General features: G+C 42.1%; 24 protein-coding genes and 1 pseudogene. 9 read left to right on the top strand and 16 right to left on the bottom strand.

Annotated elements, in window-relative coordinates; genetic code table 11:
* Positions 1 to 69: 69 nt before the first annotated feature.
* Positions 70 to 1437 (bottom strand): NAD-dependent succinate-semialdehyde dehydrogenase, encoded by a 1368-nt coding sequence (locus F8S12_RS07165; RefSeq protein WP_196515633.1) that lies wholly within the window; start codon positions 1435 to 1437, stop codon positions 70 to 72.
* 226 nt (positions 1438 to 1663) lie between these two features.
* Between F8S12_RS07165 and F8S12_RS07160 the strand changes: the two genes are divergently transcribed.
* Positions 1664 to 2287, top strand: coding sequence for a Uma2 family endonuclease (locus tag F8S12_RS07160; protein ID WP_196515632.1), 624 nt, complete (start codon positions 1664 to 1666; stop codon positions 2285 to 2287).
* Between the two features lie 112 nt (positions 2288 to 2399).
* Here F8S12_RS07160 and F8S12_RS07155 read toward each other — a convergent pair whose 3' ends face one another.
* The 5 genes from F8S12_RS07155 to F8S12_RS07135 form a co-directional block, all read right to left on the bottom strand.
* Complete coding sequence (locus F8S12_RS07155) at positions 2400 to 4052, bottom strand: adenylate/guanylate cyclase domain-containing protein (RefSeq protein WP_196515631.1); 1653 nt, start codon at positions 4050 to 4052, stop codon at positions 2400 to 2402.
* A gap of 157 nt (positions 4053 to 4209) precedes the next feature.
* Complete coding sequence (gene ylqF, locus F8S12_RS07150; protein WP_196515630.1) at positions 4210 to 5091, bottom strand: ribosome biogenesis GTPase YlqF; 882 nt, start codon at positions 5089 to 5091, stop codon at positions 4210 to 4212.
* A gap of 42 nt (positions 5092 to 5133) precedes the next feature.
* The gene (locus tag F8S12_RS07145; protein WP_196515629.1) at positions 5134 to 5511 is read right to left on the bottom strand and encodes a VOC family protein; all 378 of its coding nucleotides are present in this window, start codon (positions 5509 to 5511) and stop codon (positions 5134 to 5136) included.
* 109 nt (positions 5512 to 5620) lie between these two features.
* Complete coding sequence (gene fdhD, locus F8S12_RS07140) at positions 5621 to 6463, bottom strand: formate dehydrogenase accessory sulfurtransferase FdhD (protein ID WP_196515628.1); 843 nt, start codon at positions 6461 to 6463, stop codon at positions 5621 to 5623.
* Positions 6464 to 6540: 77 nt separating this feature from the next.
* The gene (locus F8S12_RS07135; protein WP_196515627.1) at positions 6541 to 6885 is read right to left on the bottom strand and encodes a hypothetical protein; all 345 of its coding nucleotides are present in this window, start codon (positions 6883 to 6885) and stop codon (positions 6541 to 6543) included.
* Between the two features lie 162 nt (positions 6886 to 7047).
* On the opposite strand from F8S12_RS07135, the gene F8S12_RS07130 reads away from it, so the two are divergent.
* The gene (locus F8S12_RS07130; protein ID WP_196515626.1) at positions 7048 to 7290 is read left to right on the top strand and encodes a helix-turn-helix domain-containing protein; all 243 of its coding nucleotides are present in this window, start codon (positions 7048 to 7050) and stop codon (positions 7288 to 7290) included.
* A 51-nt stretch (positions 7291 to 7341) separates the two neighbouring features.
* Complete coding sequence (locus F8S12_RS07125) at positions 7342 to 8328, top strand: DNA-methyltransferase (protein WP_196515625.1); 987 nt, start codon at positions 7342 to 7344, stop codon at positions 8326 to 8328.
* A gap of 12 nt (positions 8329 to 8340) precedes the next feature.
* Here F8S12_RS07125 and F8S12_RS07120 read toward each other — a convergent pair whose 3' ends face one another.
* From F8S12_RS07120 to F8S12_RS41550, 3 genes are all read right to left on the bottom strand, one after another.
* Positions 8341 to 8634 (bottom strand): hypothetical protein, encoded by a 294-nt coding sequence (locus F8S12_RS07120; protein ID WP_269144778.1) that lies wholly within the window; start codon positions 8632 to 8634, stop codon positions 8341 to 8343.
* 24 nt (positions 8635 to 8658) lie between these two features.
* Entirely contained in the window at positions 8659 to 9807 is a 1149-nt protein-coding gene (locus F8S12_RS07115; RefSeq protein WP_196515624.1) for a hypothetical protein, read from the bottom strand.
* Between the two features lie 205 nt (positions 9808 to 10012).
* Complete coding sequence (locus F8S12_RS41550; protein WP_269144777.1) at positions 10013 to 10138, bottom strand: hypothetical protein; 126 nt, start codon at positions 10136 to 10138, stop codon at positions 10013 to 10015.
* Between the two features lie 230 nt (positions 10139 to 10368).
* On the opposite strand from F8S12_RS41550, the gene F8S12_RS07110 reads away from it, so the two are divergent.
* A complete protein-coding gene (locus tag F8S12_RS07110; protein ID WP_196515623.1) occupies positions 10369 to 10806 on the top strand; it encodes an orange carotenoid protein N-terminal domain-containing protein in 438 nt (145 codons plus the stop codon).
* Positions 10807 to 11115: 309 nt separating this feature from the next.
* Here F8S12_RS07110 and F8S12_RS07105 read toward each other — a convergent pair whose 3' ends face one another.
* The 6 genes from F8S12_RS07105 to F8S12_RS07080 all read right to left on the bottom strand — a co-directional run bounded on the left by F8S12_RS07105 (position 11116) and on the right by F8S12_RS07080 (position 18982).
* The gene (locus tag F8S12_RS07105; protein ID WP_196515622.1) at positions 11116 to 13338 is read right to left on the bottom strand and encodes an FdhF/YdeP family oxidoreductase; all 2223 of its coding nucleotides are present in this window, start codon (positions 13336 to 13338) and stop codon (positions 11116 to 11118) included.
* 165 nt (positions 13339 to 13503) lie between these two features.
* Positions 13504 to 13851 (bottom strand): hypothetical protein, encoded by a 348-nt coding sequence (locus F8S12_RS07100; RefSeq protein WP_196515621.1) that lies wholly within the window; start codon positions 13849 to 13851, stop codon positions 13504 to 13506.
* Between the two features lie 470 nt (positions 13852 to 14321).
* Positions 14322 to 14627, bottom strand: a complete 306-nt coding sequence (locus F8S12_RS07095; RefSeq protein WP_196515620.1) for a hypothetical protein — start codon at positions 14625 to 14627, stop codon at positions 14322 to 14324.
* A 756-nt stretch (positions 14628 to 15383) separates the two neighbouring features.
* Positions 15384 to 15668, bottom strand: a complete 285-nt coding sequence (locus F8S12_RS41945; protein WP_196515619.1) for an adenylate/guanylate cyclase domain-containing protein — start codon at positions 15666 to 15668, stop codon at positions 15384 to 15386.
* Between the two features lie 380 nt (positions 15669 to 16048).
* Positions 16049 to 17323, bottom strand: a complete 1275-nt coding sequence (gene metK / locus F8S12_RS07085; protein ID WP_196515618.1) for a methionine adenosyltransferase — start codon at positions 17321 to 17323, stop codon at positions 16049 to 16051.
* Between the two features lie 654 nt (positions 17324 to 17977).
* Positions 17978 to 18982 carry a phosphoribulokinase gene (locus F8S12_RS07080; RefSeq protein WP_196515617.1) on the bottom strand — a complete coding sequence of 335 codons (1005 nt, stop codon included), beginning with the start codon at positions 18980 to 18982 and terminating at the stop codon, positions 17978 to 17980.
* Between the two features lie 1192 nt (positions 18983 to 20174).
* On the opposite strand from F8S12_RS07080, the gene petH reads away from it, so the two are divergent.
* The 5 genes from petH to F8S12_RS07055 all read left to right on the top strand — a co-directional run bounded on the left by petH (position 20175) and on the right by F8S12_RS07055 (position 25520).
* Complete coding sequence (gene petH, locus F8S12_RS07075) at positions 20175 to 21473, top strand: ferredoxin--NADP reductase (protein WP_196515616.1); 1299 nt, start codon at positions 20175 to 20177, stop codon at positions 21471 to 21473.
* Between the two features lie 296 nt (positions 21474 to 21769).
* A complete protein-coding gene (locus F8S12_RS07070) occupies positions 21770 to 23110 on the top strand; it encodes a homoserine dehydrogenase (protein WP_196515615.1) in 1341 nt (446 codons plus the stop codon).
* Positions 23111 to 23394: 284 nt separating this feature from the next.
* Positions 23395 to 24174, top strand: coding sequence for a Uma2 family endonuclease (locus F8S12_RS07065; protein WP_196515614.1), 780 nt, complete (start codon positions 23395 to 23397; stop codon positions 24172 to 24174).
* Positions 24175 to 24223: 49 nt separating this feature from the next.
* Positions 24224 to 25009 (top strand): Uma2 family endonuclease, encoded by a 786-nt coding sequence (locus F8S12_RS07060; RefSeq protein ID WP_196515613.1) that lies wholly within the window; start codon positions 24224 to 24226, stop codon positions 25007 to 25009.
* 334 nt (positions 25010 to 25343) lie between these two features.
* The gene (locus tag F8S12_RS07055; protein WP_230967854.1) at positions 25344 to 25520 is read left to right on the top strand and encodes a hypothetical protein; all 177 of its coding nucleotides are present in this window, start codon (positions 25344 to 25346) and stop codon (positions 25518 to 25520) included.
* A gap of 19 nt (positions 25521 to 25539) precedes the next feature.
* Here F8S12_RS07055 and F8S12_RS07050 read toward each other — a convergent pair.
* Positions 25540 to 25747: pseudogene (locus F8S12_RS07050) on the bottom strand (serine/threonine protein kinase); the annotation flags it as partial.

The raw sequence follows: 25747 nt of genomic DNA, 5'->3' as shown, positions 1-25747 counted from the left end.
ATCTTCCTTGTTCCCCTCCCGTTTTCCCCTTCTTCCCACTACTCCCTACTCCCTACTCCCCACTCCCTATCATTTCACCCACACGGTTTTAACATTGACAAACTCATGTATACCCTGGATACTCAATTCTCTGCCATATCCAGAACGCTTAGTGCCGCCAAAGGGCAAGCGGGGATCAGATTTGACCATACTGTTGATAAACACTGCACCTGCTTCGATTTCTTCAACCAAGCGATCGCATTCTTGGTCGTTGGTTGTCCAAGCACTTGCACCTAAGCCAAAGGGTGAATCATTAGCGAGTTTAATGGCAGCATCGATATCTGGAACCCGGAATAACAAGGCTACCGGGCCAAAGAATTCTTCTTTTGCAATTGGTGTGTCAAGTGGGATGTCTATGATAATCGTTGGCGGATAAAAGTTACCAGGACGATCTGATAAAGGATGTCCACCGGTGAGGACTTTACCACCACTGCTAACAGCATTTTGCACTTGTTGATCTAACTCCTGGAGAATACCAGGGGTTGCCAGTGGCCCCAAATCGGTATCTGGTTGCATGGGATCGCCTACTTTCAGCGCCTCGAATTTTTCTAAAAGCAATTTTTCAAATTTGTCGGCGATCGCCTCTGCTACAATAAAACGTTTTGCTGCAATACATGATTGCCCATTATTCAACATCCGCGCTGTAGTAGCTGTGACAACTGCTGTCTCTAAGTCAGCACTTTTTAACACAATAAATGGGTCACTTCCTCCCAATTCCAAAACTGTTTTTTTAATTTGTTTACCGGCGGCGACGGCGAGGGATATGCCTGCTGGTTCGCTTCCTGTTAAGGTGGCAGCTTTTACCCGATCATCAGCCATTAAATCGGCAACTTTAGCAGCACCGATCAATAGAGTTTGAAAAGCACCTTCAGGAAAACCTGCGCGGCGGATAATATCTTCAATTGCCAAGGCGCACTGCGGCACATTGGAAGCGTGTTTGAGTAAGCCGACATTTCCCGCCATTAGTGCTGGTGCAGCAAAGCGGAACACTTGCCAGAAGGGGAAATTCCACGGCATCACCGCGAGAATCGCACCCATTGGTTGGTAGCGAACAAAACTCTGGCTAGCATCAGTTTTTACAGAAACATCAGCAAGGAAACCAGGAGCGTGTTCGGCATAATAGCGACAGACGGCAGCGCATTTTTCGACTTCAGCGATCGCTGCTTTAAATGGCTTGCCCATTTCCAGAGTCATCAACTTAGCAAATTCTGCTTTGTCTTGCTCTAAAATATCAGCAGCCTTTTGAAGAGCGTGCGATCGCGTCAAAAAGCTCGTCTGGCGATACTGTTCAAAAGTCTGATCAGCCAAATCGAGTTTAGCGGCAATTTCTACATCGTTGAGTGGCTCAAAGGTTTTGAGCGTTTCCCCAGTGGCGGGATTAATGGTGGCGATCGCCATTACCTGACCTCCCGTTAAAGAATAGCTTGAGGTGCTAGGCTTCCTAGTGTTACACAGATCAATTCTGGAAGCCACCACCCAAATTTTAGTCTTTTAACCAAGAATTAGTTGCTTAATATTACAATTTCGCAATTATTTTTGAAATAAAATATACCAATCAATAAGTATTAATAGTGATTAATTAAAAGTAAAGTTGCTATAATTTCCACAATTGAGGAATCAAGTCATGACTCAAGTCTTACGCAAAGTAGTTACATTTGATGAATTCGTTGCTAAATATCCAGATCACACAGGACAACGTTACGAACTATATGACGGAATAGTAGTCGAAATGCCCCAACCAACAGGCGACCATGAAGAAGTGATTGGATTTTTAGCCACAAAAATCACTTTAGAATATAGTCGCCTCAGTCTAACCTATGGCATACCAAAAACAGTATTAGTTAAACCACTGGAAAACGAATCAGCTTACTCGCCAGATGTGCTGCTCCTAAATCTCCCTAATTTAGTTAATGAATCTCGGTGGAAAAAAGAATCAACTGTTAGTCAAGCAGCATCAATTCCTTTAGTAATTGAGGTGGTGAGTACTAATTGGCGTGATGATTATCTGAAAAAATACGCTGACTATGAAGAAATGGGAATTCCTGAATACTGGATTGTGGATTATGCTGCATTGGGCGGTAGAGAATTTATTGGCAATCCCAAACAACCTACTATCTTAGTTTGCTGTTTAGAAGAAGATGAGTATCGCGTTAGTAAATTTAGAGGAGATGACCATATCCATTCGCCAACTTTTCCAGAGTTGAATTTGACCGCAGAGCAAATTTTTCGCGCTGGCACGGTCAGGTAATTCGTAATTCGTAATTCGTAATTCGTAATTCGTAATTCGTAATTCGTAATTCGTAATTCGTAAGAAGGCAGAGAGCAGTATTCCTCATGCTCTCTGCCTCCTGCCTCTCTTGCTAAAGACTAATGATTGGATTAATAATTGTTGGCACTGGCTGCAATTGTGTCTGATAAACCTTTACTAATCGCTCAATACCTTTGAAACGATAATCTCCCATTTCCTCGAAGTCGGAGGGTTCTGAAAGCATTTTATGGGTAGCTTCACTAATCACGCATTCGCTGGGGGGACAAACTGCTTCCATGCGAGCCGCAAGATTAATCGTTGCGCCTAATGCCGTGTAATCTACCCTCTGGGAACTACCAACATCTCCCACAACAGCTTTACCACTGTTAATAGCAATACGTAATTGAAGTGGTTCGTGCCAAAAATTATTGGCATTTAGATGTTTGAGACGATTGAGCATTCCTTTGGCAGCAGCAACAGCGCGATCGGCGTGATCTGCTTGCGGTTCTGGAGCGCCAAAAAATGCCATAATACAATCGCCAATATACTTATCTAAAGTGCCGCCGTAAGTAAACACTTCTTTTAGCATCTCTTCAAATAAATTATTTAATAGTTGAGCGATCGCAGTTGGTGTTAACTGTTCAGAAATTGCTGTAAAGCCAACCAAATCCGCAAACACAATACTGATTTCGCTCTCAACGGGAGCTAAACGACCACCTGGCAATGCACCTAAAGATATTAACTGCTGTACAACTGCTGGAGAATGATAACGTTCTAGTCGGTGACGAATCATCTCTTCAGTTTTGAGTTTCTCAACTAACAACCAACGCTGCACACTAGAAGCTACAAGGTTTGCTAAAGCTGAAAAAAAGCTCAATTCTTCCTCGCCTTCATTTGCCCAATGGTAAGAAGAAAGATTGGCATCAGCGTATAATACGCCCACAACTTTGTTTTCATCCCATAAAGGCACTGCCATCGCGCTACGAATGCCTTTAATTAAAATACTATGTTCACTAGCAAATCGCTCATCCTGATGAGTATCAGCAGTTTGAATAACAACTTTTTCGTCAAATACCTTTTGACAAATACTACGACTAATCCAACTACCATCAGAGGGGAGATGTTTTTGTTGAGAAACGTTTTTAGTAGCAGCATTCATCAACTCCAAATGGCCGGAACCATTGACATCAATTAATAATGCCAAGCGTTCGATGCTATCAAGGTAACGAAAAACCACTTGTTGCACTTGAGAAAAAATCTCTTCAATAGATGCCGCAGCACAGAGATTTTTGGCTATGTCCACTAAGTCTTTGAGACGAGCAATGGTTTTGTCCTTATTATTGATGTTGCCATCCTTACTTTCAGCTGCAATCCATTGCTGTTGTAGCTGTTCGACACTGTGAAGGATTGTTCTTTGCTCATTAATGTCCGAAGTTCCGGGATGCTCAGGTGTCGATTGGGAAACAAGGCTTGTGAGTAGTACTACTAAGCTAACATTGCCCAGCCAAACGATATCGCCGTGATGTAACTCTTGGGGACAGTTAACAAGATATTTATTGACTTGCGTCCCGTTTTTGCTGCCCATATCCTCAATAGTCCACACACCATCAGCCGTTTTCACAAGGCGAGCATGGTTACGGGATACTCCAGCAAAAGGTAAGTATAAGTTACATTCTGGCAAGCGACCAATTGTAAATACATCTTGGTCAACTGCGATCGTTGTCTCGGTATCTCCCTCTTGTAAGCGTAGCGTGAGTTCAGTCATGAGTGTGATAGATCCATCAAAGCTAGAGGTGCAAGCAACTCTCAGGTAAGTTATACCCTACAGGTTAACCTTCACTTTTTCTTTATGACACTGTTAACTGCATTCCGACAACTATGTGTAGCAAATATTACTATAATTTCTCCTGCCTTCTGCTTCCTCAATTGGGCGGTAATTCTAGACTAATTTCACCCAACAACCCCTTACGAAAATCTGTTAAAAGTTGCCTTGCAGCCCGCTCTATATCCCCTTTGTAACGATGCTCTGCCAAGGCGTGCAAATAGACATCTCCAGTGTCGGATATAGAATCAAGTTGGTAGCGGGACTGTAATGGTTTTTTCGGTAACAAATCTGTAGCTACAGCTTCCAAGTAGTTTAATAAATCCACTAGGGCTGCTGCCACTAGCTGATTATCGTAAGATGCTTCACCGATATCATCACAAATGGCTAATTTTAAAGCTGCTTCTTGGTCTTCCAACCTGATAGGAATGACACCAGGAGCATCTAATAATTCCAAATGTTCAGAAATCCGTACCCAGCGCAGTTGACGAGTTACCCCAGGACGGGCGGCACTTTCTACTACTCGCCGTCCCAATAGACGGTTAATCAAAGCTGATTTGCCGACATTGGGAAAACCAATTACCACAGCCCGGACTGGACGAGGTAACATTCCGCGATCGCTTCTTCTTTGATTAAGTACTACACCGGCTGCTTGCGCTGCCCGTGCCACTTCTGCTATACCTTTACCATGTTGAGCGTTAGTAAAATAAGGGACTTCTCCCTGACGCTTGAACCAATCTGTCCATAGCGATCGCATTTGTGGCGTAATCATATCGACTCGGTTAAGGATCAACACCCGTGCCTTACCTTCCACCCACTCAGCTATTTGGGGATGGTGAGTCGCTAAAGGAATCCGGGTGTCTCGGACTTCAAACACCACATCTACCCGCTTCAGCTGTTCTTTGAGCTTCTTTTCAGCTTTGGCAATGTGACCGGGATACCATTGAATCAGGTTTAATCTATAATTTTGAGTTATAGCCATAGTGCTTTTTAAATAAAATTATTCATTATTACTTATTAATTATCACTCCTCTTTGGCTTGATGTAAAATCAGACGATTGCCATCGGGGTCGTAAGCATAAATTTCTCTACCGTGGTTAGCAATAGAAATGTTTCCGGGTGGGGGATATCCTAAAGCGGTTAGGTGTGCGATCGCATCTTCCAAATTGCTCACCTCTAAACACAAACTTATCTTACTTTTGTGACTTACTTCAAATTCAGATTCGTGACTATTCTTCGGCTTAAAAATACCTAATCGCAAACTAGCTAAATCAAACTCAGCATAAACATTTGGAATCAAAGATGCTGGTTTTTCTCCTAGTAATTTGGTATAGAAACTCACCAAACTCTCAAAATTAGTCGATGCTATAGTAGCGATCGCATCAGTATATTGGAAACTCATATTTACCAAATATCACCTTGCTAAAATACTGTTTTTCAATATATCCTTTAAAACTCCTCATCCTCTCTGCGCCTCTGCGTCTCTGCGTGAGATAATTCTTTAATATTAATCACCCCTTCATAACAATTCTATCCCACCCAGTATAAACATTAAACCTTTCCCCCCGCAGAAATCCAATTAAAGTAATTCCGAATTCTTTAGCCACAGACACCGCCAAACTACTAGGAGCGGAAACAGAACAAACAATAGGAACCCCAGCAGTAGTAGACTTTTGCAAAATCTCAAAACTAGAGCGTCCGCTAACCAAAACAATATGATTATTCAAAGGTAACTCATCACTGAGCAACGCTGAACCAATCAATTTATCCAAAGCATTGTGTCGCCCAACATCCTCCCGCAGATTTAACAATTGTCCTTGAGCATCGAAAGTAGCCGCAGCGTGCAAACCTCCTGTAGCCATGAAGATACCTTGAGCCGCCCGAAGCTTGTCTGGTAGACTGTAAATAATTTCAGGCGTTACCTTTAAACCTGAGGAAATCACTGGACAACCTCTTAGACGCAAAGCTTCAAGACTAGCTTTACCACAAACTCCGCAGGCGCTATTAGTGTAGAAATGACGTTCCAAAGGCTGTAAATCTGGAATCAACCCATCTCTCAATTCCACATTTACGATGTTGTAGCGTTGCTCACCATCTTCTAATTCATCTACACAGTAGCTAATACGTCTGATATCTTCTCTACAGCTAACAATTCCTTCACCATAGAGGAAACCAGCAGCTAGTTCAAAATCCGCTCCTGGTGTCCGCATGGTAACAGCTATCGTTTTCTGGAGAGGGACGAGGCGAATTTCTAAGGGTTCCTCGGTGGTGAGATGATCTTGGCGAAGACGCATTTTGCCATTTTCCACCACCCAGACAGTAGCTTTGGTTTTGCTTCCGGTTTGAGTATTCATTTAATAATTACTATATCTGCATTAGATAAAATCTGCGACGTGCTGCTGTTGATGCTTTCAGCGAGTTTGACATGCATCTATGGTTTAGACTCCAACTTCTTAGATAAGTCGGGGATCTGGGAATGATTTTCAAACAATTCTAATAAACCAATTGTACCCACAAAAAAAGTATAAATTCCATATTGGATTGGCTGATGATTTTTTGCAGGTGCATAACGAGCGGCAATTATTCCTTCAACGAAATGAGCCGACAATGCCAAGCGAGCAATTATCAAAACGGGATTTAAGATAATAGGTAGATGATTGTTAGTTGTTAATGCTTGAATATCCCAGATTTCTAAGCCTATTGCAGTTGCGATCGCTACTATAGATATTACTTTTATAATGGGAAATAGTTTTTCTTTGATATCCTTTAAACTCATATTGTTTACCAGTAGTTTTTTACAAATTTTACCAGTTTCACGAACACGCTCTGATAACTCCGCTTAGGTAACGGTTTTTATATCATAATATTTACACTTTAGGATTCAATATCGGTAAAACTGCTCGGCGGAATTAAGGCATTATTCTAGACTATAAGTAGTATGACAGACTCTGCTTCTAACAACACTCCTGAGTTACTTTCTGTGGCTCAAACGGCCAAGTTGCTTAGTGTAACCCGTCAACGGGTACACGACTTAATTAAAAATGGTCAACTCATAGCTCATAAACTTGGGCGTTATTACTACATAGAACCTGCTGAAGTAGAGAAATATCAGAACCAGCCAACTGGAAAACCTTATCAACCTCGTAGCACAACTTCTAAAAACAACTCTATTGACGATTGACAATAAAGTCTTGTAGAATCAAGCTATACTAACTTAGTAAAGGTTAAATTAATGCTCCCTATTCAACTGATTGCGACTGATGTTGCAACTCAACAAGGATTAAAACAAGTTTACAAGAGTGAGTATGGAATTCTCTATCAGGGAGATTGTTTGAAACTTTTGTCAGCATTACCTAATGAATCTGTAGATATTGTTTTTGCCGATCCACCTTTTAATCTTGGTAAAGAATATGGTGAAGGTGTCAACGATAAAATGGAGATTAATCAATATTTAATCTGGTCGCAACAGTGGCTTAATGAAAGTATTCGAGTCCTTAAATCAGGTGGCAGTTTATTTGTATTTAACTTGCCAAAATGGTGTATAGAGTATGGTGCATATTTGAACCAGCAAGGAATGTGTTTTCGTCATTGGATTGCTTGCAGAATGCCGAAAGCTTTTCCCAGAGGTAAAAAAATGTCTCCCGCTCACTACGGGTTACTCTATTACACTAAAGGGGAACCAGCAGTTTTCAATAAAGTTTACACCCCAATTCAAGTTTGTCGCCATTGTGGTGGAGAAATTCGTGATTATGGTGGACATCGCAAAAAACTTAACCAGAAAGGTATTAACTTAATGGATGTTTGGGATGGGACAGAAGACGTTTGGGAAGATGTTTCTGAGGCTAATTCTAATGAAGTTTTATGGACATTGACAGAAGAAATGTGGATTGACATTCCACCAGTTCGGCATCGTCAACACAAAAAACGAGTTGCAAATGAACTTGCGCCAATTATGCTAGAGCGAATTATTACAATGGCATCTAATCCAGGACAAATTGTGGTTGATCCATTTGCAGGATCTGGTACGACATTTTATGCAGCAGAAAAATTGCAACGTTACTGGATTGGTTCAGAAATTGGGGATACAGATCCAGCAGTAGAAAGACTAACTGATTTGGCTAACGGAATCATAGAACAATGGGAATCGGCAAGAGGAAGTAAGAAATCAAATCAACGCAAAACAACTGCACTGCAACTGCCAATTCCTTACTCTACATAATAACAGAAACTTTCAGACTAATGCACGTCCATCTGTTCCTTTAGTAAGTGTTGGTACGTTGCTATCTAGCTGATCATGTTCAATTACGAAGATGGCCAGAAAACCTTCTTGGATATTAACGGCTCGCCAAACATCAAAGTATGGTTCTAACTCTTCGTAGTTACCAATTCTATCTGTTAGATAAGGATAAATTTTCCGGCTTGGAAGTATCAAAGCAGTACCTAAAAAGACACCGCGTAGTAGTCCGAGAACCATTTTATTAACTGCGCGATGGCTTGAGGAAATATTGCCTGTTTCCCACTCCAGAGCAAAAATCGGTTACAGTTTGAGCTATTTGTTATCAATAAGAATATCATATATAGATCCAAGATAAAACTCTTGAACTTCATATGCTGTGTATATTCCGTTAATCATAGTAACTATAACTCTTTCCATATTAACCATGTCTTTTACTGGATCTCGCTGAAGTGAAGTTACTGTATTAACAGTATGTGCAAGGAGATTACGAACGTTATACCATAAATCTTCTATTATCTCTTTTGCTTCATCTTCATCATTCCATCCGATCTCTTCATATCTTTCTCTTATTAATTTATATTGTTCCCTCTGCAAGCCGGGAGGAGTCAACACGCTTGAACTATAATGCTCGTAAAGCTCCCATCCATGTGTAGAAATTTTGGCTATTCTCTCTCTGAGTTGCTTTCCTTGTAAACGCTCTTTATCATATTTTCGTGCTAAAGACTCTGCTATAGCAGCAAGATGCCGAAACCTTGCTTCCCAATTAGAAATATCACGACTTTCTCGAAATGCACGTAAAGCATCAAATAACCGATTTACAATCTCTGGATTGGAAGGATAAGTAAATGCAGCAGTGCAGAGACTTCTAAACGTAATGTCAGCATATATAGTACCAAAATTTGAAAGCACTACGTTAACAGGTTGTTGAACTAATTGATATCGTGAAACTTTTCGAGCGATAAATTTAGGAGCAATATCATTTTGCCCTAACCAAAAACATTGAACACCATTACCGATAGCACCAAAACTGCCAATACTGAAATCTTCACCAGGTTTAAATAAACATAATCGCCAGACATCTAGAAACTGTTCACCTCTGTTGATAATGTGCTGAAATAGTGAGGTGTTTATAGTCTCGTCTTGAACAGAAGTGTAATCTGTCCTGTCGAGTTCTATTTCAAGTGCGATACAGGTAAAGTCTCGTAACTTGCTATTTGGAATTTGTTCTAAGTTGTCTAATGTCTTGTCATCTATGTTCCACTCCTCACTAAGTTGCTTGTATTGCTTAAATGTAAAACTTCCTAAGTATTCATAAGGTTGGCGAAATTCTGAACAACCTTCTGGATTAGGAATATAGTTAGGTGGACAACCGTATACTTCCGCAGAGTACATTCTATAGTCGAAGTCTAAGTGAAGTCCATCGATGGGGGCAACGACATAATAGGTAGATGTATTCGGCATAATGAGCTACAAATCCTTTATTACTTTTGCCTTGTTGCACTAGGCTGACAATTTCAGTATATCTAGTATATCTGCCAACAAAAAGCATTATTTCGCCCTAAATCTAGCACTAAACCCACTACTGAGCCAATAACTGAGAATATCTCCTAGAAAAACACGCCTACGCTAGAGACAGCATACAAAAGCGCCAGGTAAAGATTATGACTCAAACCTTAGAACAGCAACCCAGTGGTTTATATCTATAGTGGAGAGCGATCGCCTGTTTGATTGTAGATATCAAAGGCGATCGCATTATAGTCACGCACACCTTCAAGCGATCGCTTTTAGTCACAGACGTTATTTAAAGTTTAATTTTTATCTTTGTTTTCATATACATCAAAGCAGACATTTTTGTAACTAGCAACTAAAGTTAGCTATATCTGTCTTATGTAGTGATCCTATCCCTACCCTAAGTAGGGTTATCCATCTTCATTTGTTCGTTAAGTTATGTGAAGGTACTGAAAGCAAATTTTTCCAGTAACTCAAGAAATCAGCATAGCCTTAACTTAATTGGACTTTTTTATGACCTACACAGTTGATGAAACAACAAAACCAGCTTTAGAAAGTTTTCAACCCTTTGATGTAGATACTCAGCTAGCCCTACTTTGGTTCGGTTACTTGGATCTTAAAAACGAGCTAACCCCAGCACCTCCTAATAGCGTTGAAACTCCTGCTAAAGCAGTGTTTGACCAATTCCTGGACTTGTCTCCTGAAGAGCAATTGCAAGCACAACGCGACATTATTAATGGTGCAAGCAAAGCCTATAATGCTCTGAGTCCTAATGCCAAATTAGAGGTTTGGCTGTTGCTGGCACAAGGAATGGAGGATGGAAGCATCATTCAAGTGCCGTCCGACTATCAATTACCTGGTGAAACAGATGAATTTGTCGCGTTGATCAAAAAGCTAGAGTTTGAGGAGCGGGTTAATTTTATGTTGAGTGCGGTGCAAGCAATGGGTTAATTAAGTCCAATAACTCTCAATACTTTCTAGAATTGGGAATCATATCATGTCCGGCTTAATACTTATGTCATTGCGAGGGTCGCGCGGCAATTCCAAAGCCTTGCGATTGCTTCATTCCACTTCGTTACATTCGCAATGACATATAGTAAGTGAGTTGCCGAACTTGATATCACTGAAAGTAGCAAATTAAGCTAAACCTAGCTCCTTTTGCTTTACTTTAATATTAACTTATAACTACCGCAGAGATGCTCATCTTTGCGGTAGTCTTGATGCATTGGAAATGTTAAAATTGAGAAAATCAGACTTGATTCAGATTTTTTCTAAACGCACGATCGCATTATAATCAGGTACACCTTCAAGCGATCGCTTACTTTTATCTAGTAGGACATTCCCTTCTGGCCAATGTACTTGCAAGTTACCTGATTGAATTGGCGCAATATAAACTTGACATAATAACTCGCCTAACTCATTCTTAAGGATGACGCGATCGCTATTTTTTAAACCCAACTGTGCCGCATCAGCAGCATTTATTAGCACAGCGTCTCGCACCGCCCCAGTAATTGCATCTCTGCGTTCCTGCACCATACTATTAAATTGTTTGCCCCGGCGCGTTGCTAGTAAGAAGTAGCCCTCTGGTAATTCTCTTTGTGGTGGCAATAATACGCCAAAGTGTGCTTTGCCATCCTCTGTAGGGAAGTTCCAACCAAAGCACAAATGTAATCCACCATACTGAAACTGATCACCAGCCTGCTGTAAATGTTGAATACCGGCATATTGCGGGACAACTTGAGCAATTTCTTGACGGATAGCAGCTGTGTCAGCAAAAGCCAGCTTATCTGCCAAATCTGGTTTTACTCGCCTTGCCAATTCTAGAAACACTTCCCACTCTGGACGCGCTTCCCCAATGCGCGGCCCCGGAATTTCTGGACTGAAAATTACCCGGCGTTCGGTATTAGTTTCTGTCACTCCCCCTGGTATTTCATAGCGAGTCGTCGCAGGTAAAAGCACCACAGTATCAGCAGGTTCCACTAACATCTGGCTAGAGAGAACAATATCTATATGTACCCGCAACGGTATTTGCTTAAGCGCCGCTTCCACATAATCTGGTTCTGGCAGCACTTCTAAAAAATTCCCTCCCACAGAAAACAACACATCTAATTGCCCCTGATAGGCGGCGTTAATCATTTCTGGAGCAATTAACCCTTTACTTGCTGGCACTTCAAAGCCCCAATGCTGACTCAATTGGGCAGCATTTTCTGGGGTGATAGGTTTACCACCAGGAAATACTGTGGCGTAACATCCCATCTCTGCGCCACCCTGCACGCCAGAGTGGCCGCGAATTGGCATCAAACCGCAGCCTTCCCGACCGACAAAACCTTTGGTGAGAGCTAAGTTGATGATACTTCGCACATTATCTTCGCCGCATTCATGCTGAGTAATGCCCATACTCCAAACAAATACGGCTTTATTAGCTTCTTTGACCATTTTGGCGAAGGCATACATTTCCTCGCGGGATGTACCAGAAAGCCGCTCTAATTCTTCCCAAGATTGGCTTTCTAACGATGCTTTGAGTTCGGCAAAGCCAACTGTGTGCAAATCAATAAATGACTGGTCTACCCAATTATTAGCAATTATATGTTTAATAGTGCCATTGAAAAATGCTATGTCCCCGCCCATATTGATTAAGAAGAAGTCTTCGGCAAACTTGGTACCGAAAACGGCACTTTCCACAATTGACGGCACCCAGTAGCGCTCCATTCCTGGCTCACGGTAAGTATTAATAACGACAATTTTAGTGCCAGCTTTCTTGGCGTAATGGAGATATTTAACAGTAACAGGCTGATTATTAGCAACGTTGGAGCCAATGAAGACTAATAAATCAGTACCAATCCAGTCTTTATAAGAACACGTGGTAGCTGCTGCACCAATGGCAGCTTTCAGCCCTGCTGTACTGGGAGAATGGCAAATGCGGGCAGCATTATCAATATTATTGCTTCCCATTGCCCGCACAGCTTTTTGGGTGGCATAATAAGTTTCGTTAACAGTACCGCGACTGGTAATGTAGAAACTGAGACGGTCTGGTGTGGTAGTGCGAATGCGATCGCTAATTATCTCTAAAGCTTCATCCCAACTAACACGGCGAAAGCCTTTTTCCCCTCGTTGCCGAATCATCGGGTATGGAAGCCGTCCTAAATCGCGTAATTGGGCACTTTTTTGCTTTTGCAACTGCGAGACATCCGCCAATAGCACAGAGTCAAAAGCTGGCATCGTATTCATCTGCAACAGCCGCAACCGGACATTGCACAGATGGATACCATCTAATGTCCAATCTTTCATCCCGGTTGTTCCAAGAGCGCAACCATCGCAAACACCTTTATCGAGAATATTCCACGCATAAGGTAGTTTGTCACGAGACAGCCAGATTGCTCGAAAGACCTCCCAGTAGTTGTTTGGGTACTGTTCGCCAATACCAAAGGGCTTCCAACTTGCCCAGTGCTGAGGTGTCCAATACTTTTTAGGTTTCGGCAACATGACGCAGTGTGTGAATGACGAAAGTGATTCTTCCAGGCTACCGTTTTTAGTAGCATTTTAGTAGCAGACAGTTAAAAATCGGATACAAAGAGCGTATGTTCTCTGGCTTCACCGTTAAGAGCGTGGGTTCACTCGCTTTTTTCTTTAGAATCGAGTGATATATTTTTAAGAATTATTTCTGACTAACTGTAACAAAATAGACTCTAGACTTTGCAATGCAGCATTTGTAGTTCGTTGATGTTCTTCAAAATTACGTTGATGGGTTTCATGACTATCGCGCAGTTCAAGCAACACGTCATCTAAAATTGCACTACGAGCTAGAACCCTGTTGGTATTACTGGTAAGCTCTCTCATCTCTTGGCTTAGTTCATTCAGTTGTGCTTGTGTGCTAGTTTGTCTAATGGTTAAATTGTCTAATTGTTCTTGTGTACTACTTTGTCTTTCAGCCAACCCCAAGATTATTTGTTCTATACGGTCTATTCGGTTAGGAAAATATTCGGGTGTGTCAGTCATTATCCTTGTGTTAAACTTCTACAATTTTACTTTTGACTGTACAATGTGGTCGTGACGATATTTTTAACAAACTTCACTCAACCTCTTGTCAGAGGTAGTTTCTGAGGCTTTGGAAGGTTTTGCAAGGTTTGTAAAATTCCCGTTAACAGCGTAACGACATATCGGAGTAATTTAGAATAAACCCGAAGCATCCGATTATCCATATATCTTTATCTAGTTACACGTGAATAATCATAATAACAGTTGAAGCTGTGGTAACAAAAACTTAAGGGTTACTTATTAATAACTAAAACATTCATAAGTAATATTGAAGCTGTGGTTATAACAACTTCAACATTACTCATAACACTTTGAACGCTCATAACCACAGCTTTATCCGTGGTAAGGGAACTTTAGTCCTGGCTAAGAGTGCCACTTTATTGCGTAGCCACAATGGAAAGGGATAGTAATTTTTAGAAAAAACTTGTCTGCTAGCTAAGAAAATCTTTGTGAGCAGCAACAAGCATCTGTGCCTGTCTCAAAACGTTTCCGAATAAATAAATAGGAATTTGCCAAGCTGCAACAGTAACTTCTTTAACCATGTCCTGTACACTAATTGCGATTAATTCCTGTTCTGGCGGCTCTCCCTCAAGGGTACCAGACCAAGTAAAAGCTAATAAGAAATCATCTTCTCCAGGCAAAGAGCCAATCAAGCATTCTTCTTGTGTTGGCTGGCAAATAATCCCATACTCATCTGCCAGTTCTACTAGTTTTTGGAAGTTTTTTACGTTCGTCATTTGTCCTTTGTATGTAATTTAATATCAGTTTTACAACGTTGTCCAGGTCGTTATTTTAACTACTGGCACTCTGCCTCGTCCACGAGCCAACATCCCAACAATTTACTCATAAATTACTACTAAGGAGACTTAAAAAGTCTGTAGGATAGAACGCCCAGGAAAGACTTAGCAGATAATACAAATAAATCAATAGGGACAAAAACGGATGATTTTCTTCAGATAAGTGATTAGATGCCATTGTTGCTTCTCAAATATAAAAAATGTCTAGTCCAAGTAACTAGATATTCACTATAGATTCTGAGACTTAAAGAGAAGTGCCACGAGTTTGGAGATCAGGTAATATGCGATCGCTTAAAGAACGGCTACCATCAAACTTCCCTAAACTAACAAGATGTAAGTATCTGGTCACAGTTAGGAATTATTGGGTTTTTATGAGGGTTAATCCTAAAATTTTACTGCGATCGCTTGGTTCTATCAGCAACAATTGCTACTGTTTCACAAAAAGCTAGATCACCTACTTTTTCGGTTTACCCTATTTACATGCAACTCCTTCGCTACGATTTCAACATTGATGCCCTAATATCACCCAGGTTGCCGGAGTACCATTTCGAGGGTTGGAACATTCATTTGCTGGTTTTGTTCCTTCACTTGTGGCATCGCCAATTACATGGCAATAGCACAGGACAGGCGAGCGCTTCTTTTGGCGCAGCAAATACCACAAAAATACCATCACCCATAAACTCATTCATCATGCCTTTATAATGGTTGATCACATCTATATATTGTTCCCAGATAAAGATTCAAAATCTTCACTACTTCCTCAGATGGTAATTGTTCACAAATAGCTGAAAATCCTCTGAAATCAGATACCAGAACCGTAACTTTTCTGCGTTCTTGCCATAGTTTTAACCCAGAAGGAGTTTCAAGTATATTGGCGACTATTTCATCAGTCAAATAGCGATCAAGGGTTTTCCGCATCTTGGTAGCACTTTGGGTAATATACTGGGTAAGTGCGATCGCTGAACCTGCAAATGCCAGCAATGAAGGTACAACAGGAATCCACTAACCCGCCAGGGACGCCAGAAAACTATCACCAATTAAACCCCCACCCGCGAGAGACGCGAAGTGCTGGCTGAGAGATGTAATATCATGTCCGGCTTAATACTTATGTCATTGCGAGGGTCGCGCGGCAATCCCAAAGCCTTGCGATTGCTTCATTCCACTGCGTTACATTCGCAATGACATATCGTAAGTGATTTGCCGAGCTTGATATAATATCATATCCGGTTGAATACTTATAATAAAAGCTGACGCAAAGAGAAGTCTTGAATGCGACATTTTAAATAGAAATGAGGGCATAGGCAACTTCTAAAGTTACCAATACCCTCAAATAAACAAGCTATATTTTTGTAACTATAAGTCTAAGTTACTGCTTGAACAACTACTGCCGAAAGTGACTCGTTTGCTGCTTGCTTCAACAATTCGGCTTTATCGGTCTGTTCCCAAGGCAAATCTAAATCAGTCCGCCCAAAATGACCGTAAGCCGCGACGTCCTGATAAAAACGTCCGCCTCGTTCACCTGGTAAGTTGCGTAAATTGAAAGTATGGATGATCCCAGCTGGACGCAATTCAAAGTGTTGGTTGATTAATTCCAGCAAGGTTTCTTCATCCACTTTGCCGGTGCCAAAGGTATCCACCAGAATACTTGTTGGTCGCGCCACGCCAATAGCATAGGATAGCTGAATTTCAACTTTTTCTGCTAACCCGGCAGCGACAATATTTTTCGCCACATAGCGAGCTGCATAAGCAGCAGAGCGGTCTACCTTCGTGGGATCTTTGCCGGAAAAAGCGCCGCCACCATGCCGTGAATAACCACCGTAGGTGTCAACAATTATTTTCCGTCCTGTCAAACCAGAGTCTCCCTGAGGGCCACCAACGACAAATTTGCCGGTAGGGTTAACTAAAAAACGTGTTTCCTCACTAGGCTTAATGTCAATGTCGCCAAAAACAGGTTCGACCACTGCTGACCAGAGGTCTTGTTTAATCTTGGCTTGTACAGCCGCCTCATCTGTGATTTCTCCAATATTGGCTGTATGTTGGGTGGAAATCAAGATAGTGTCAATGCCTACGGGGCGTCCATCTTCGTAAACTACCGTTACTTGAGTTTTGCCGTCAGGACGCAGGTATGGTAGTTCACCCGTTTTGCGGACTGCTGCCAATCGGCGAGCAATGCGGTGAGCCAGACTGATGGGTAAGGGCATCAGTTCTGGTGTTTCGTTGCTAGCAAAACCAAACATTATACCTTGGTCGCCCGCGCCAATTTTGTCGAATAGTTCATCACTATCTTCCTGGCGGCTTTCTTGGGCGGTGTTAACGCCTTGGGCAATATCAGGTGATTGTTCATCTAAAGCTAGCAGAACACTGGTGCTGTTAGCAGAAAAACCATTATCGGCATTGGTATAGCCAATTTCGGCAATTTTTTTGCGGGCGAGATTGACGAAATTCACATTGGCTTTAGTGGTTATTTCACCAGTGATTAACACCAAACCAGTATTCACTACTACTTCAGCAGCGACACGGCTGCTGGGGTCTTGGGTCAGTAGGGCATCAAGAACGGTATCAGAAATCTGATCGCAGATTTTATCTGGATGACCTTCGGTAACTGACTCGGAGGTAAATAAATATCGACGAGACAAAGGGAATTCCTCCTTTGAGAGTATTTTTGTTGAACTGAATGTATGTATTTAGTTCAACTATCTAATTTATGAAATCATAGCAATATTTATACTTCAGCAGTTAGTATCTTTTTGATATTGATAAAAACCACTAATTATAGCTAAGTATCTGTAAGGGAGATAACTCGATTTTCCATTGTTCTCTCGTTTTCATGCTCTGCATGGGAATGGCTGATTAGGGGCTGTCTCCAGTCAGACATTGAGCCAGAGACTCAATGAATGCATTCCCAAGCGGCAGCCCAGGAACGAGGAAAGCCTTATCAAGCTAGGTTTTTAGGACTTGTGTGTATACCGTAGCCTTAAAAAGGGGGGCTAGAGGGAATCAAGCTTTCAAGTTTTCAGTGCCTAAGTCCTGCTTTACTCTCAATACGGTTCGGTTAAGGTTTTTGATGAAAATTCTAGATCGGAAGATTAATTATTGTAGAGACGGCGATTTATCGCGTCTCTTGCCCTAACCGAACCGTATTGGCTTTACTCTAATTTGCAAGATTGATGGTGTAATTGGTAACAGATTCTCTCAATCTCCTCGTTTATACTAAGAATATAGAATATAAACACAAAAAAAGGGGGACACGCAGAAGCGCCCCCACAAGCTCTGATACAAACACTGCTGCTTTAAACCTGAACTGCTAACTTTGCTTCTGTAGCTGTCAACCGCTCATAGGCAGCACGCATTTTCAAACCTGTAAGCACTTGGAAGAAACCAGTACCGTTATTGGAACCTGGATATTCACGGTGCTGGAGTAATAAGTGAGTTAATTCACCTTGGTATTTGGTGGATGTGTTGCTGAGATGAGTTTCGATGTAAATTACTTCTTCCAAGTTGTCAAATTGACCATCCACCTCTAGTACTGAGACATAGCGGCCGTAGTAGACATCTGAACCGTAGTACAGTTGCATACCAGGATAAGAACAGGTTAGCTTGCGTCCACAAGGAGTCCAATTAATTGTTGAGCCTTCATCAAAAAGGTAGGTTGGCTCAAAGCCTTCCTTATCTTCTCGCTGGAGCATACGTACTCTTAGGACTCTGCGCTCGGTGTCGTTTTTGATTAAGTTTGTGGGTAATACCTGGAGAACCACATCGGCAAATTCTCTTTGTGGTTCGATAAACTTATCAAAGTCAGGTTTGCGGGAATTGATTTGTGCTAATACATCTTCGTAGCGATGGCCGCGTTCAGCCATATCTCGCTGGATTTTCCAGGCAATTTTGACTTCATCGCTAATGTCAAAATAAACACTGAAGTCAATCAGCGATCGCACCCGCTCATCATACAAAGGATGCAGCCCTTCAACAACTATAATCCGATTCGGCTCCACCCGCTCTGGCGGATCAATCATGCCGGTTTCGTGGTTATAAATCGGCTTATCAATGGTTTGACCATCCTTGAGCGCTTTAATTTGCTCATACATCAGGTCAAAATTGTTCGCCCTGGGGTCTAGTGCAGTTATCCCCGTTTCTTTGCGCTGTTTGCGATCGAGGGAGTGATAATCATCCAAGCAGATGACTGTCATTAAATCTTCACCAAACAAGTCTATCAAACGACGCAAAAACGTAGATTTACCGCAACCAGAGTCTCCGGCTACTCCAATCAGTACCACATGTCCCGGCTTACTTGTCATAAATTTCCTCTAAAATAGTAAAGTTGTGTCAATAATTTTTCACACAGCAGATTTTGAAGCTAGGAGTTTACCCCTTCGGTTTATCCTGCGTTCTTGCTACCTAGCACAGCTATAAGACACCAAACGGGTAGACAACAAAGTAATAAGTTGCTACTCGCCGGACTGGCCTGAATGTTGGTGCCGGTAAGTATTTAATCCTAGTGGTATATTTGATTTTAACAGAAGGGGGTATCCCATACAAGATTTGCACTCAAGAAGAATTAGCGTGGTTTATCAATCATTTTGTTGATTTAATTGTTAATTTAAAAATTGGGATCAGTACTGTCCGTAAGTGTTACAGTACTGTCAGTCTGCTAGTTGTGACTCTAGATAATCAAGTCTATAAGGTATATTTTATTCCGTTAGCGAATTTTTTGACGTTCCTGAATTGTAGTTCCTGCTCGACAATCCTGAAGATATTCAAAGCCAAAATCTATCCAACGAATGACCAACAACTTGCATTAGTCAAATTATTGGTTGTAAATTTATGAATATGCTCAAATAGAAGTATTGACGTTATAGCAGAGTACTGATCAAGGTTGACAGATTTTTCACATCACATGAAACTGATTACAGATGCTTAGATCACTTTTATCCCCGTCCAGAAATGTTTGTAGCTAGAATTGTCCTAGTCATGTAAACGGTCAGGATACGAATATAGCCAACAACATTCCAGGCAGTCGGAGATTTGAGGACGTAAAACCAATCGTTAAGAAACTTTCCAGGATTGGCATTATTTAATGCGAACACTTGGAATAGGCAAATATAAAGGTAGTTTTTGGAGGTAACTGAACGGTTGCTTTCACCAATTAAACCAGACCTTCTGCAATATCTGTCATGACTATTTGCCCCTTGGATAGTGAACTAAAAATCGATCTCCCTGATAGAGTTGCTAGTTAAGGAAAAAAGATTAAATTGACTCATTATTAACATTCTCCAAAGAACTTATCCTTTACCTTAGAAGGTGAACAGGTGTGTTTTTTGCTATGCCTGCATGTCTTTGGTGAGTGTACTTAGCAGGGCACTAATTAATAATGCCTTTTTCCCCAAAGGCCAGTTTTGTGAAACGAAAATCCGGTAAACTAAAGCTGGGATGGGATGGGAAGAGTTTTTTTGAAAAACGGTTAAGTAAATTATCGGAGTGGTAGAACGAATGTACAATCAAGGTGCTGTTGAGGGTGCTGCCAACATAGAATTAGGTAGCCGCATCTTCGTCTACGAAGTGGTGGGTCTGCGTCAGAATAAAGAAACTGATCAAAAGAACTACCCAATTCGTAAAAGTGGCAGTGTATTCATCAGAGTGCCTTACAACCGCATGAATCAAGAAATGCGACGTATCACTCGTCTAGGCGGCACAATTGTTAGCATCCAGTCCTTAACTGCTCTAGAGCAAGTTAATGGTAAAGCCTCATTTGGGAATGCTAACAGTGAAGGGAATGGTAAAGCCACACCTGTGAATGCTAATAGTGAAGTCAAAAGCTTCGCTAAACTACCAGCTGAAGAACAGCTCAAGAACAAGGACAACACCATGACTCAAGCTAAAGCCAAAAAAGACGCCCACAGTGACGTTCCTGTCAACATTTACCGTCCCAATGCTCCGTTTATTGGCAAGGTAATATCTAATGAACCGTTAGTCAAAGAAGACGGGATTGGTATTGTTCAGCACCTCAAGTTTGACATTTCGGGCGGAGATTTGAAGTATATAGAAGGTCAAAGTATTGGCATTATTCCACCGGGATTAGACAAGAACGGCAAGCCTGAAAAACTCAGACTGTATTCGATCGCATCAACTCGCCACGGCGATAATGTGGATGATAAGACAATATCTTTGTGCGTCCGCCAGTTGGAATACAAGCACCCGGAATCTGGCGAAACAGTTTACGGCGTTTGCTCTACGCACCTGTGTTTCCTCGAACCAGGGGCAGATGTGACAATTACAGGGCCCGTGGGTAAGGAAATGTTGTTACCCGAAGATCCCGATGCCAAAGTCATTATGATGGCAACCGGAACAGGTATTGCGCCGATGCGGGCTTACCTGTGGCGTCAGTTTAAAGATGCGGAAAGAGCAGCCAATCCAGAATACCAATTTAAAGGATTCTCTTGGATGATATTTGGTGTGCCTACAACTCCAAACATTTTATATAAGGAAGAACTGGAAGAAATTCAACAAAAATATCCTGATAATTTCCGCCTCACCTACGCCATCAGCCGCGAACAGAAAAATCCCCAAGGCGGTAGAATGTATATTCAAGACCGCGTAGCGGAACATGCAGATGAATTGTGGCAATTGATTAAAGATGAAAAAACTCACACCTACATCTGCGGTTTGCGGGGCATGGAAGAAGGTATTGATGCAGCCTTAAGTGCTGCTGCTGCTAAGGAAGGCGTAACCTGGAGTGATTATCAGAAGGAACTCAAGAAAGCCCATCGCTGGCACGTAGAAACCTACTAAGTTAGTGCTGAGTGCTGGGTAATGAGTGCTGAGTTATAAGTTATGAATGAGTAGGGTGGGCATCGCTCACCCTACAATTGTTTTATATAGATAGCTGAGGAAAAAGTTCTCAGTTCTGAAGGGTAAAGTACTAAATACTTGTTACTACTCAGCACTCGGCACTCGCTACTCAGCACTCAAATAAATAGCTGAGGAAAAAGTTCTCAGTTCTGAAGGGTAAAGTACTAAATACTTGTTACTACTCAGCACTCAGCACTCGCTACTCAGCACTTAAAAATAAATTGGGTGCAAAATTTGTGGGTGTGAAACTAGGAATACTGGGATTAGGCATCGTGGGGACGGGAACAGTGCAATTGTTGCAAGATATAACTGGGCGTCACCCGTTGTTGCAAGAGATAGAAATATATCGGGTGGGAGTGCGATCGCTTGATAAACCCCGTACAGTAGAATTGTCTACGGAAGTCTTAACTACAGATTTAGAAGCCATTGTCAACGATCCGGCGATAGATATAATTGTCGAGGTGATGGGCGGATTGGAGCCGGCGCGATCGCTTATCCTCAAAGCTTTAAGTAATGGTAAGCACGTAGTTACCGCTAATAAAGCAGCGATCGCCCGCTTTGGAGCGGAAATTTTCACAACTGCCAATCAAGCTGGTGTCTACGTCATGCTAGAAGCCGCAGTGGGTGGTGGGATTCCGGTGATTCAACCCCTGAAGCAGTCTTTAAGTGTTAACCGCATTCACACTATTACGGGCATCGTTAACGGTACAACTAACTACATCCTGACGCGGATGCAAACAGAAGGCAGCAACTTCGGCGATGTCTTAGCTGATGCCCAGCGTTTAGGTTATGCTGAGGCTGACCCCACGGCTGATGTTGAAGGCTTAGACGCAGCTGATAAAATTGCTATCTTGGCATCATTAGGCTTTGGTGGACGCATCAACCTACAAGATGTTTATACTGAGGGGATTCGGCAAGTCAGCAAAACAGATATTGCCTACGCCGAAAAATTGGGATTTGTGATTAAATTGTTAGCGATCGCTAAACGAAATACTCCCTCATCTCCCCTCTCAGTCAGAGTTCATCCTACCTTTGTGCCTCAAGCCCACCCTTTGGCTAGCATCAACGGCGTTTACAATGCCATTCTTGTTGAAGGAGAACCCATCGGGCAAGTCATGTTTTTCGGCCCCGGTGCTGGTGCTGGTGCAACCGCCAGTGCTGTCACATCAGATATCTTGAATTTAGTTGCTACTTTAAAAACCCAAAGAGTCAGCACCGAAGAATTACATCAATCCAAAATCCAAAATCCAAAATCCAAAATCGCTTCGCTAAATCCATTATTAGCTTGTGGGCATCAGGAATACTGCCAAATTGCGCCGATGGCAGAACTCATAACTCGGTTTTACGCCCGTTTCCTCACAAATGACCAACCCGGAGTTATCGGTAAATTGGGTACTTGCTTTGGCAACTATGGGGTTAGCTTAGAGTCAATTGTCCAAACTGGCTTTCAAGGGGAACTAGCAGAGATTGTGGTTGTTACCCATGATGTGCCAGAAGGCAACTTTCGGCAAGCTTTGGCAGAAATTCGGAATTTGTCAGCGATCGAAAGTATTCCCAGCTTGCTGCGTGTACTTTGAGATTAATAAGTAGGTAGACAAAATTAATTGCACAATGTCATTGCGAAGGTCGCAAAGCGGAATGAAGCAATCGCAGGCGTTTGGGATTGCGTCGGAAGCCTCGCAATGACCTTAATAATATGTAATTAATTCTGCACAGGTACTTACTTTAGCGATCGCTCGGCATTAGGTGTTCCCGCAGGCTAGAATACCTAGTTTTTTCAGATTTCTCTTTGTGCCTGCCCTTGGTAGACTAAATAACAAACCCGTGAGGGTAGCCCCTTCGACAGGCTCAGGGTAAACCTATGACTGCAACTAATCCAGCTACTAGCACTGCACTCCCAGACCACACTCAACTTCCTGAGTCTGATGGCACTTTTGTGAAAAACTTCCAAGAACATCCTCAAAGCATTCTACTAACCGAGTCCATTAAACCAGTGTTGCAAAAACGCCATCCTGACGGGCAATATTGCATAGGTCAAGACAGTGGTATTTATTGGCGGATTACTGACCCCCCAGAACGAGGTGCAGAAGCTCCCGATTGGTTCTATGTCCCCAATGTGCCGCCTACATTGAATGGACAAATGCGCCGCTCTTATGTACTTTGGCAAGAACACATTGCTCCGTTGATTGTATTGGAATTTGTCTCTGGAAACGGTGCAGAGGAACGAGATAAAACTCCTTGGAAGGGAAAATTTTGGATTTATGAGCAGGTAATTCATCCGGCTTTTTACGGGATTTATGAAGTAAATAAATCCAGTGTGGAAGTGTATCACATTATTGAAGGACAATATCAGCTGTTAGCAGCAAATGAACGGGGACATTATACTATTGCGCCCTTGGAAGTTGAGTTAGGTATTTGGCAGGGAGAATATCAGAATGCGGAATTACCCTGGCTGCGCTGGTGGGATTTGCAAGGTAATTTGTTGTTGAGTGGCGAGGAAAGAGCAGAACAGGAAAGCCAAAGGGCTGAGTTAGAAAGCCAAAGAGCGGAATTAGAAAGCCAAAGAGCGGAATTAGAAAGCCAAAGAGCCGATCGCTTAAGTGCCCAATTGCGATCGCTCGGTGTTGAACCAGAAGTTTAGGTCTATTGCTAAACTAAAAAACAACCCTTATGCCTGCAAAGGTAGTTTTATGACCTCTGCAACCGATCCATCCACCGCCCTCACTCCTTTCCCCGACCATACGCAGCTACCAGAGTCTGATGGCACATTTGTGAAAAATTGGCAAGAACATCCCCAAAGCATTTTACTCACTGACTCAATTACACCCGTTCTTAAACAATTACATCCTGAAGGTCAATATTGCATAGGTCAGGACTTAGGTATTTACTGGCGGTTGACAGACCCGCTAGAACGAGGTGCTCAAGCACCAGATTGGTTTTATGTAGCAAATGTACCGCCCTTGCTTGATGGACAAACACGCAGGTCTTATGTACTGTGGCGAGAGTATATTGCCCCTTTGATTGCCTTGGAATTTGTCTCTGGAGATGGTCGTGAAGAACGAGATAAAACTCCTTGGAAGGGAAAATTTTGGATTTATGAACAGGTAATTCATCCGGCTTTTTACGGGATTTATGAAGTGAATAAAGCCAGTGTAGAAGTTTATAAATTAATTGGTGGACAATATCAGTTATTAGCAGCAAATGAACGCGGACATTATCCGATTACGCGCTTGGGAGTTGAGTTAGGTTTATGGCAGGGAGAATATCAGAATGCCCAATTACCCTGGTTGCGCTGGTGGGATTTACAGGGTAATTTATTGTTGAGTGGCGAGGAAAGAGCGGAACAGGAGAGGCAAAGGGCGGAATCAGAAAGGCAAAGGGCAGAATTAGAAAGCCAAAGGGCGGAATTAGAAAGCCAAAGAGCCGATCGCTTAAGTGCCCAATTGCGATCGCTCGGCATTGAACCAGAAGCGTAATATTTTTGGCTATAAGAGCGCCCTGCGGTTAGTTAGTGAGGCATTTTACAAAGTCAATTAAGGGAGTTGTTGAACGTGAATTTTTCTCCTATTTTTAATGAGTTTAATTGCTTGAATGATGGTTGACTGAATACCCCCAAAAGCACAGAGATGATCGCTTGGCGTATGAGGAATCAGGGCGATCGCAGGGAATCTTCATGAGCGAAGCGAGATAAAGGCGCACTGAGCTTCGCAAAAATTAAATAAGAGTTCGATATTGCAATCCGAGAAGCGCGATATTAAATTCGGGCGGTCGTTTATTGAATTCGGGCAGTCGTTTATTGAATTCGGGCGGTTGTTTATTAAATTCGGGCGATCGTTTATTGAATTCGGGCGATCGTTTATTGAATTCGGGCGATCGTTTATTGAATTCGGGCGAGCGTTTATTGAATTCGAGCGATCGTTTATTGAATTCGGGCGATCGTTTATTGAATTTGATCGCTTAACAGCTACAAAATCTTTTGTCAGTTAGCTTTTAGAGTTTGAGTAAGCTATGTACCTGTATTAAAAATTCTATGTCCTAGCCATCCCAAACCCAAGCCTAGACTAGAAGTGCTAGCTAAAATTAGAAAAGTATTAACCTTGCTAAAAGATTTTCGTAATTCATTTCCAGCCGCAGCGCCAGCGCCAGCCGCAGCAAAAGCCCCAGCCACAGCCCCAGCCCAAACCAAAGCCCCAGCTAAAGCCCCAGCCCCAGCT

This window comes from Nostoc sp. WHI (genome assembly GCF_015714725.1).
In the GTDB taxonomy this organism is placed as follows: Bacteria; Cyanobacteriota; Cyanobacteriia; order Cyanobacteriales; family Nostocaceae; genus Nostoc.
This window is presented reverse-complemented; position numbering and strand designations above follow the sequence as displayed.

Excerpts from the sequence above, each read along its gene's own strand:
- F8S12_RS07110 (WP_196515623.1), top strand. The coding sequence starts at position 10,369 with ATGACCTACACAGTTGATGAAACAACAAAACCAGCTTTAGAAAGTTTT.
- petH (WP_196515616.1), top strand. The coding sequence starts at position 20,175 with ATGTACAATCAAGGTGCTGTTGAGGGTGCTGCCAACATAGAATTAGGT.
- F8S12_RS07115 (WP_196515624.1), bottom strand. The coding sequence starts at position 9,807 with ATGCCGAATACATCTACCTATTATGTCGTTGCCCCCATCGATGGACTT.
- F8S12_RS07100 (WP_196515621.1), bottom strand. The coding sequence starts at position 13,851 with ATGACTGACACACCCGAATATTTTCCTAACCGAATAGACCGTATAGAA.
- F8S12_RS07155 (WP_196515631.1), bottom strand. The coding sequence starts at position 4,052 with ATGACTGAACTCACGCTACGCTTACAAGAGGGAGATACCGAGACAACG.
- ylqF (WP_196515630.1), bottom strand. The coding sequence starts at position 5,091 with ATGGCTATAACTCAAAATTATAGATTAAACCTGATTCAATGGTATCCC.
- F8S12_RS07165 (WP_196515633.1), bottom strand. The coding sequence starts at position 1,437 with ATGGCGATCGCCACCATTAATCCCGCCACTGGGGAAACGCTCAAAACC.
- F8S12_RS07125 (WP_196515625.1), top strand. The coding sequence starts at position 7,342 with ATGCTCCCTATTCAACTGATTGCGACTGATGTTGCAACTCAACAAGGA.
- F8S12_RS07080 (WP_196515617.1), bottom strand. The coding sequence starts at position 18,982 with ATGACAAGTAAGCCGGGACATGTGGTACTGATTGGAGTAGCCGGAGAC.
- F8S12_RS07145 (WP_196515629.1), bottom strand. The coding sequence starts at position 5,511 with ATGAGTTTCCAATATACTGATGCGATCGCTACTATAGCATCGACTAAT.
- F8S12_RS07060 (WP_196515613.1), top strand. The coding sequence starts at position 24,224 with ATGACCTCTGCAACCGATCCATCCACCGCCCTCACTCCTTTCCCCGAC.
- F8S12_RS07135 (WP_196515627.1), bottom strand. The coding sequence starts at position 6,885 with ATGAGTTTAAAGGATATCAAAGAAAAACTATTTCCCATTATAAAAGTA.
- F8S12_RS07130 (WP_196515626.1), top strand. The coding sequence starts at position 7,048 with ATGACAGACTCTGCTTCTAACAACACTCCTGAGTTACTTTCTGTGGCT.
- F8S12_RS07095 (WP_196515620.1), bottom strand. The coding sequence starts at position 14,627 with ATGACGAACGTAAAAAACTTCCAAAAACTAGTAGAACTGGCAGATGAG.
- F8S12_RS07065 (WP_196515614.1), top strand. The coding sequence starts at position 23,395 with ATGACTGCAACTAATCCAGCTACTAGCACTGCACTCCCAGACCACACT.
- fdhD (WP_196515628.1), bottom strand. The coding sequence starts at position 6,463 with ATGAATACTCAAACCGGAAGCAAAACCAAAGCTACTGTCTGGGTGGTG.
- F8S12_RS07160 (WP_196515632.1), top strand. The coding sequence starts at position 1,664 with ATGACTCAAGTCTTACGCAAAGTAGTTACATTTGATGAATTCGTTGCT.
- F8S12_RS07105 (WP_196515622.1), bottom strand. The coding sequence starts at position 13,338 with ATGTTGCCGAAACCTAAAAAGTATTGGACACCTCAGCACTGGGCAAGT.